6 protein-coding genes are annotated in these 6,272 nt (G+C 61.6%); 5 read left to right on the plus strand and 1 reads right to left on the minus strand.

The genetic code is table 11. The annotated features are described in order from the left end of the window. The 5 genes from GVL04_RS23785 to GVL04_RS23805 all read left to right on the plus strand — a co-directional run. Positions 1–127 (plus strand): L-serine ammonia-lyase, iron-sulfur-dependent, subunit alpha (locus GVL04_RS23785; RefSeq protein ID WP_159709123.1); only part of this gene is annotated, 127 nt, incomplete at its 5' end. Between the two features lie 38 nt (positions 128–165). Next, positions 166–987, plus strand: a complete 822-nt coding sequence (locus GVL04_RS23790) for a DNA/RNA non-specific endonuclease (protein ID WP_159709124.1) — start codon at positions 166–168, stop codon at positions 985–987. A gap of 118 nt (positions 988–1,105) precedes the next feature. Beyond that, positions 1,106–2,194 (plus strand): peptidoglycan bridge formation glycyltransferase FemA/FemB family protein, encoded by a 1,089-nt coding sequence (locus GVL04_RS23795; RefSeq protein WP_159709125.1) that lies wholly within the window; start codon positions 1,106–1,108, stop codon positions 2,192–2,194. Between the two features lie 111 nt (positions 2,195–2,305). After that, positions 2,306–3,622 (plus strand): peptidoglycan bridge formation glycyltransferase FemA/FemB family protein, encoded by a 1,317-nt coding sequence (locus GVL04_RS23800; RefSeq protein ID WP_159709128.1) that lies wholly within the window; start codon positions 2,306–2,308, stop codon positions 3,620–3,622. A 27-nt stretch (positions 3,623–3,649) separates the two neighbouring features. Then, positions 3,650–5,137, plus strand: coding sequence for a threonine/serine exporter ThrE family protein (locus GVL04_RS23805; protein WP_159709126.1), 1,488 nt, complete (start codon positions 3,650–3,652; stop codon positions 5,135–5,137). A gap of 93 nt (positions 5,138–5,230) precedes the next feature. Here GVL04_RS23805 and GVL04_RS23810 read toward each other — a convergent pair whose 3' ends face one another. After that, on the minus strand, positions 5,231–6,070 hold the full coding sequence (locus GVL04_RS23810) for a siderophore-interacting protein (RefSeq protein ID WP_159709127.1): 840 nt from the start codon (positions 6,068–6,070) through the stop codon (positions 5,231–5,233). Between the last annotated feature and the right edge of the window lie 202 nt (positions 6,071–6,272).

The raw sequence follows: 6,272 nt of genomic DNA on the forward strand, positions 1-6,272 counted from the left end.
TGACGGGACGCACCGGGTTTCCTTGGACGAGGTCATTGTGACCATGCGGGAAACGGGTAAGGACATGTCCCATAAGTACAAGGAAACCGCGATGGGCGGCCTCGCCGTCAACGTCGTCGAATGCTGAGTCTGTTTACTGTCGGTGGCTAGTGCCATGCTGTATCCATGAGCGGGGGATACGACAGGGATTTTTTGCGGGCACGCCTTGAGCTGCCCAGTCCGTCGGCGACGACGATTCTTTTGGACTACATCCACTTTTCCGTGCGTTTCCGGGCTGCCCGGAAGCTCGCGGCGATCGTAGGCGTCAACATCAGCGGCGCGGAGCTGAACCCGCTGGCCCGCGAGGGAACCTGGCACTTCGACGACAGGATCCCCAAGGAACAGCAGGCAGGCCCGGACGTCTACAAGAACAACGCCTTTGATCGCGGGCACTTGGTCCGGCGCTTGGATCCGGTCTGGGGCGATGCTGCTACGGCCAAGAAGGCCAACCAGGACACCTTCGCCTTCACCAACGCTGCGCCGCAAGTGGACGATTTCAACCAAGGCAAGGAGCTGTGGGTGGGGCTCGAGGACCATGTCCTGGAACATGCCGACGCCCATGACGCAAAACTCAGCGTCTTCACAGGACCGGTCTTCCGTGATGACGATCAGCCGTACCGTGGCGTCCAGATCCCGCGGAAGTTCTGGAAGATCGCGGCATGGACCAACGATGCCAAGCTGGCCGCCGTCGGATTTGTCCTGGACCAGTCGCCGCTGCTGGGCAAGGTCGATCTGAAGAAGGCCATCGAGACACGGCTGCTGGAGGGCGAACCGCCGCCGCTGGGTCCGTTCCGGACCTTCCAGGTCCCCATTGGGGAGATCGCGGACCTGACAGGGCTTAGCCTGAGCCGGCTGACCAACGCGGACCGCCTTGTCAGCGGCCAGCGTGAACTCGGAAAGCAACCGAAGGCAATCCAGCTGGAGAGTGCGGACCAGATCCGTTTGTAAGCACCTGCAACGGAGCACTTCTCCTCAGAAACCAGCCGATTTTTCTCAGCCCGATAGACTTGGAGCTGCATGCCTGCATGCGCACCACGCTTTTGAACACTGCACCAAAACCCTGAGATTGGACACGGCCACCTTGCGAGAATTTACCGCCCGCTTTGCCACCGCCGAGGAAATCGACAACTGGGACAAGCACGTCACGGCCAATCCGAATGGCGGCAACATGCTCCAATCGGACGCTTATGCGGCAGTCAAGGACGGCAACGGCTGGCTGGTCCGCCGCCTCGTGGTGGAGAGCGCCGACTACGCCAGCTACAACCTGCTCCTGGAGAAGAAGTTCCCGGTCATGGGCCGGCTCTGGTACCTCATCAAGGGCCCGGACGCTGCCGTGCTGGAAGACGTCAACCCCATGCTCGCGGCCATCGCCTCGTTGGCCAAGGAACAGAAGATGAACGTCTTCGCCATCAAGATCGAGCCCGACGTCGTGGAGTCACCCGAGGCGGTGACGCAACTGAAGGCGGGGGGCTTGGTTAAGGCACCGAACATCCAAACCAACGACTCAACGGCGATACTCGATATCTCGGCACCGGCCAATGAAGTCCTCCGCAGCATTTCCTCGCGTGCCCGCAACGCAGTCCGCAGGGCGGAGCGTGAAGGCTGCGAGGTAGTGCAAGGAGAGCCCGGCGAAGACAGTTATCGCAAGCTTTACGCCCTTATGCAGAACACCATGAACGCCAAGGGGGCCATGCCGCTTCGGAGCTACGAGTATTACTCCACGTTCTGGGAAGAGTTCAGCAGCCGGGGCCAGGGACATTTCTTCTTCGTTCACGAGGACGGGGCGCCGAGCGTCGGCGCTTTCGTCATCAACTACGGTTCCAAGGCGACGTACAAGGACGGCGGTTCCACCCAGAACCGCAAGCAGTACGGTGACTCACATTTGGCGCAGTGGGCGGCGATCCGGCGTATGCAGGAGCTTGGCTGCGTGGAATACGATTTCTGCGGCACACCCCCTGCGGCCAGGATCAAGGACAAGTCCCACCCGCTCTACGGCCTGGGATCATTCAAGACCAGCTTCACCAAGACCGTCACGGATTTCGTGGGCTGTTACGACCTCGTGCTGGGACCCGTCCGCTACAAACTGTGGCTCAAGGGTGCGGAACGCATCTTCCGTCGACTCGAAACCATGCGCACCGGCGGCCAATTCTACTGATGGCTGGCTACAACCAGCAAGCAAACTCCAGGCCCGCCCCGGCCACCAACGGGCGCAAATCTACTGTTAGGTGAGGTAATTTCTTTGACTCCGATTGAGGCTGGAACCGACATGGAATTCGTGATTCTCAGTGACGCTGATTTCGAGACGTTTGCCAAGGGGCACCCCCAGGGCAGCTTCATCCAGTCCATGGACCTGACTCGCTTCCAGCGCGCCCGTGGGCAGGAAGTCGAGCTCTTTGGTGTGACGCAGGGTGGCAGCCTGATCGCCGCTGGCAAGCTTGTCTACACAAGGAACCGCTTTGGTTACACGGTGTGCGATTGCGCCAAGGGACCACTGATGGACTACAGCGATCCCGCCGTGGTGAGTTTCGTCGTCGAGCAGCTGAAGAAGCACGCGGCCTCGAAGAAGGCCGCGGAACTCCGGATATCACCCAACATCCGGTACATCGCACGGGACGAAGAAGGCGCCGAGCACCCGGAAGTGGAAGACAACCGACCCCTGCTGAAGGAGTTCGAAGGCCTGGGCTTCAAGCACCAGGGTTTCGACATGAACTTCGCCAATATCAACTGGATGTTCATCAAGCAGCTCGACGGGATCGCGGATTCCGAAGAGCTGATCATGGGCATGAACTACCGCACGCGCAAGGCCATCCGGAAAGCCGAAAAGAACGGCGTCTACCTGGAGCAAGCCACGCTGGAGACCTTGGATGAGTTCTACAACGCACTGAGCACCGCCGGTAATGAAAAGGGCTTCACGTACCGCGAACGCGAATACTACGAGCACCTGCTCCGCAACACCTCGGATGAGTTCACCAAGCTCATGATGGCCAAGATCAACATCCCCGAGTACCGTGCGTCCATCACCGAGCGCCTGGATGCCGAATCCAAGACCCTGGCGGACCTCAAACGTGAGGTCGAGGAGACCGGCAGCAAGAAGAAGGCCAACCGCGTCAAGGTTGTCCAGGACCTCGTGGACAGTTACGAGCGCAGCCTGAAGGATATTGAGCGCTTCCCGGATTCAGTGGGCGTCGCCACTGTTGCCGCCATCCACTTCGCCTGCTCGGGGGACGAACTCGTGTGTGTCATCGGTGGCACCGTGCAGGACTACATCTACTTCAACGGTGCTACCTCCCTGTACTGGGGCATGATGCTGCACGCGCTCAACAACGGTTACTCGCGCTACAACTTCTACGGCACGTTCGGCATCCAGGGCCAGGATGAGACCGGCCACGGCGGCTATGAATTCAAGAAGGGCTTCGGTGGTGAGGTGGTACAACTGGTGGGCGATTTCGTGGCCCCGGTGAATCCGCTCATCTTCAACGCCTATCGGGTGGTCAGGAAGCTCGCAGGAGCCGCCCAGACAGTGCTGGGACGATTGCCCCTTGAGAAATTGCCAGTAGTACGAAACCTGCGGGGGAACCGCTAATCAAACAAGCCAAGGGAGGATCACCGCGTGACTGAACGCCCCGAGGGGTCCGCCAGCAGGCCCCATACCGACGGCTTGCCCAAGACCCAGCCGCTGCGGCCATCGCAGGTCCGGCAGAACGTCAACGCCAAACGCATGCTCATGCGCCTGGTCCAGGGTGACAGCCCACCCACGGCGCCTATGAACATCGTGGACCGGCTTGCCGGAAGTCCGTACGCCAACCCCACCATCCAGGTGGTGGGAGTGGATGCCTCCGCCCGTAAGACCATTGACTTCGCCCTGCACTTGGCCGAGGTCATGTTCCGATACGGGGCAGGCGCCTTGGAGGTCGAGACGAGCATGATCGCCGTCACGGCTGCCCTTGGCCTGAAGAACGTTGAAGTGGACATCACCAACCAGTCGGTGGCCATCAATTACGCGCCCAAGGACCAGACGCCCATCACGCTGCTCCGCGTCGTGCGCTCCTGGACCAACAATTACGCCGGCTTGGCGCAAGTGCACCAACTGGTCACGGACATCGTGGCCGGGGGAGTAGGCCGCGATGAAGCCGTGCGCCGGTTGAACGAAATCATCCGCAGCGCTAAACCGTTCCCGCGGTGGATGGTCACTATTGCCTTCGGCATCTTTGCTGCGGTCTTCGTCGGCGTTTTGGGTGGCGGCCTGGGAGCGTCTGCGGTTGCCTTCGGTTCAAACATCCTGGTCAGCCTGCTCTCCCGTCAACTTGCCAGATGGCGGACGGCAGACTTTTTCAACACCATGGCGTGCGCGTTCCTGGTCACCTTCATCGCACTGATGTTGCGTTGGGCAGGTGCGGACATCGCTCCGTCCATTGTGGTTGCCGGCGGCATCCTGCTGCTGCTTCCAACAGGTCGGCTGGTCTCGTCGGTGCAGGATGCCATCAATGGCTTCCCGGTAACGGCCGCCGGTCGGTTCCTCTCAACGCTGCTGACCTTCGGGGCCATCGTGGCGGGCATCGGCGTGGCCGTCGTCGTGGGGACGCTCATGGGCAGCGCCGTCCTGGACGTCACGCAAACATTCCCCGACGCTTACCCCCTGCTGGTCCAAGCCATCCTCATCGCCATTGCGGTGGTGGCCATCGGCGTCACGGAACAAACCCAAATGCGGCTGTTATTCCCGACGGCGGCAGTCGGCATCGTGGGTTTCTTCGTCTTATGGGGTGTGGGCGAAGCCGGCCTCGGCGACCGTTTGTCGCCCGCCGTCGCGGCGGTGGTTATCGGCCTGCTGGCTCGCGTGGTGGCGCTTAAGTTGGGTGCTCCCCAGCTGGTGGTCGCAGTTCCAGCAGCACTGATCCTGCTTCCTGGACTGACGATATTCCGCTCCATGTACGCCCTGACTGTTGAAGGGGGCGACTTCCTGGCAGGTGCTGGTGGCATGCTGAATGCCGGTGCGATTGTGCTGGGTGTCGCCGCGGGCATTGTGCTCGGCGACAACCTGGCCAGGCCGCTCACGAAGGGCTTGTCCAGCAACGAGCGCCGACGGGTACGCAGGCGTTAACAACAAAAGCCGAACGGCGCCGCCACTTGGGCAGCGCCGTTCGGCTTTAAGAACGAAAGCTGGATCTGTCTTGTAACTAGATCTGGCCTGTATCTAGATCTGGCCGACGGGAAGCTTCTTCTCAGCCTGGAAGACTTCCTCCACCCGGCCCTGGGCCCAGTAGCCGGACAGCGAGACCTGGGAACGCTCCAAGCCGCGCTGCGCGAAGAAGATCTCGCGGAGACCCTTCATGTAGCCACGCTCGCCGTGAGCGAAGACGTCCACACGGCCGTCCAGCCATTCGGTGTTGCGCAGGGCCTCGAGCAGGAGGTCGCTGGACCCCGCAGGAACTCCGCTGCGCAGCAACCAATGCAGTTCGACGCCGGCCGGTGCGGAGATCGGAAGGATGTCTGCTTCGCTGTCCACCTCGAGGTAGACCGTGCCGCGGGCGTCCGGAGCAAGGGTTTCCACGCATGCTGCAACGGCGGGGATCGCGGCGTCATCGCCGGCGAACAAGTACCAGTCGGCGTCCGGGGCAGGGTTGTACGCGCCGCCGGGGCCAGTGAAGATCAGCGAATCGCCGGGTTCGGCCGCAGCCGCCCATGGCCCTGCCAGCCCTTCATCGCCATGGACGACGAAGTCGATGGCCAGCTCCTGGGCTTCCAAATCCACCCAGCGGATGGTGTAGGTCCGGGTGTGCGGCCACTGCTCGCGCGGCATGGTTTCGCGGATGGCCCACAAGTCCAGCGGGTACTGGTAATCGACGCCCGGCTGCGGGAAGACAATCTTGACGTAGCGGTCCACGTACTCGTTGTTCGCGTAATCGCTGAATCCTGCCCCGCCGGCCACGATCCGCACCATATGCGGCGATAGGTGTTCGGTGCGCAGGACGGTCAGGTTGACCTGCGGGCGTGTTTTGCGTGTGGCGGACGAGGTGACGGGGAGGGCAGTCATATAGGTAAGCCTAAGCTAATACGCTGGACGCCTGCTGGGTATGAGTCGAACGTTACAACCCCAGCGCTCTCTCACCGATCGCCGCTTTGGGGCGGATCCTCTCTCACCGATCGTCGCTTTGGGGCGGATCCTCTCTCCCGGATCGTCGCCGGGTCAGGGATGGTGAGAGAGCGTCGGCGGGGAGGGGTGGTTTGGTGAGAGA

The sequence above is a fragment of the Arthrobacter sp. 18067 genome, from assembly GCF_902706295.1.
Lineage (GTDB): Bacteria > Actinomycetota > Actinomycetes > Actinomycetales > Micrococcaceae > Arthrobacter.